At 65.9% G+C, this 1,936-nt stretch carries 2 protein-coding genes and 1 pseudogene; all 3 read left to right on the top strand.

Going from position 1 to position 1,936, the window contains the following annotated elements; all coding sequences use genetic code 11:
* Positions 1-208, top strand: a pseudogene (locus BOO71_RS28550) (IS4 family transposase); the annotation flags it as partial.
* A gap of 221 nt (positions 209-429) precedes the next feature.
* A complete protein-coding gene (gene recF, locus BOO71_RS25605) occupies positions 430-1,572 on the top strand; it encodes a DNA replication/repair protein RecF (RefSeq protein ID WP_075837050.1) in 1,143 nt (380 codons plus the stop codon).
* Between the two features lie 77 nt (positions 1,573-1,649).
* The coding region (locus BOO71_RS25600; RefSeq protein WP_139323207.1) for a DUF721 domain-containing protein at positions 1,650-1,936 on the top strand (287 nt) is incomplete at its 3' end.

The raw sequence follows: 1,936 nt of genomic DNA, 5'->3' as shown, positions 1-1,936 counted from the left end.
GGGCCGGGCTGAAATGCTCCTGGAGGCCAGCGGCCTCCAGGGTCGCCCGGTCACTTCGCTGGTGTTTTCCTACGAGGACATCAAGCGGCGGGCCTTCAATCGACTGTTTGCGTGGCGAATACTGAGCAATCTCGGTCTTCAGGCGAGATTTGCTGAATTGGAAAAACATCCATCCAGGCCGCTGGATCTGGGAGTCAAAGCAGCTTAGAGCTGGTCAAAACTGTCCGAACCATTGTTAATACGGACTCCGATTGAATCGTTTGCAAAACGATGGAAATTCGAGCGGGCGCGAGAAGGAGAAGAGCGGGTTCCGGGCGTGGAGTTAACAAACCGGAGCTTTCCCGGTTTGTTAATGAAACAGACGGAATCCGTATAACCTGCCTCCATCCCCGCACCGTCCCACAGAACCCCGCGCGCGTCCCGACTAGAATGAACCCTGTGCGTCTGGAGTCTCTCTCAACTTTGAATTACCGCAACCTCGCGCCGTGTACGCTGCGCTTCGGGGCGGGCGTAACGGGCGTGTACGGCGAGAATGGAGCGGGCAAGACCAACCTGCTGGAGGCCATTTATCTGGCGCTGACCGGGCAGACCGACGTGGGCCGCCTGGAACAACTGGTGCAGTCCGGCGAGAACGAGGCGTATGTGCGCGCCGATCTGGAATCCGGCGGCAGCCTGAGCGTGCAGGAGGTGGGGCTGGGGCGCGGGCGGCGGCAGCTCAAGGTGGACGGCGTGCGTGTGCGTGCGGGCGACCTGCCGCGTGGCAGTGCCGTGTGGATTCGCCCCGAGGACTCCGAACTGGTCTTCGGTTCGCCGTCGCTGCGCCGCGCCTATCTGGACTCGTTGCTGTCGCGCCTGAGCGCCCGCTATGGCCAGCAACTGGGCCGTTACGAGCGCACGGTGTCTCAACGCAACGCGGCCCTGAAAGGCGGCGAACAGTGGGCCATGTCGGTGTGGGATGACGCTCTGGTCAAGCTGGGCACTGAGATCATCACCTTCCGCCGCCGCGCCCTGACCCGCCTGGGTGAACTGGCCACCGACGCCAACGCCGCGCTGGGCAGCCGCAAGACCCTCACGCTGACGCTGCTGGAAACGACGACGCCCGAAACCTACGCCCACGATCTGACCTCCAGACGGGCCGAGGAACTGGCGCGCGGCTCCACCGTCTCCGGGCCGCACCGCGACGATCTGGTGCTGACCCTGGGCGGATTCTCGGCCAGTGAATACGCCAGCCGGGGCGAGGGACGCACCGTTGCGCTCGCCTTACGCCGCGCCGAACTGGAGCTGCTGGCCGAACGCTTTGGCGAGCAGCCGATCCTGCTGATTGACGATTTCAGCGCCGAACTGGACCCTGGACGGCGCACCTTTTTGCTGGAGCTGGCGGCAGGGGTGCCGCAGGCCATCGTGACCGGAACCGAACGCCCGCCCGGTGCGTCGGCGCAGTTCTGGGCGCAGTCGGGGAGGTTTACGCCCGTGGACGCGTCTCCCCTGGCTGATCTGGCTCTGGCTGACCTGAACGCGGACGATTCAGAAGAGGACGGGCTAATGGCACCGCGACTTGAGGAGGTGCGCTAGTGGCCTGGGACCGTTACAACGAGGGGCGCAACAATCGGGGCCGCCGCCTGAGCGGGCCGCGCGGTCTGGGCGAACTGATGGGCGCGACGCTGGGCACGGCGCGCATCGCCAAGGGCATCGGGCGGGCGCGGGCCATTCTGGCGTGGCCGGGGGCGGTGGGGCCGGAGATCGCCCGCATCACCCGCCCACGCACCCAGCAGGGCAGCGTGCTGTTCGTGGACGTACGCGACAGCGCCGCCGCCCATCACCTGAGCATGCAGCGCCATCACTTTCTTAAGGCCCTGAACGCGCTGCTGCCCGACGCACCCCTCAGCGACATCCGCTTCAGTGTGGGCAGCGTGCGCGAGCCGGTGATGGCTCCCGC

Origin of the sequence: Deinococcus marmoris, assembly GCF_001949125.1 — a bacterium.
GTDB classification, from domain to species: Bacteria; Deinococcota; Deinococci; order Deinococcales; family Deinococcaceae; genus Deinococcus; species Deinococcus marmoris_A.
Note: the sequence above shows the minus strand (reverse complement) of the source record. Positions and strands in the feature narration are given on the sequence as shown.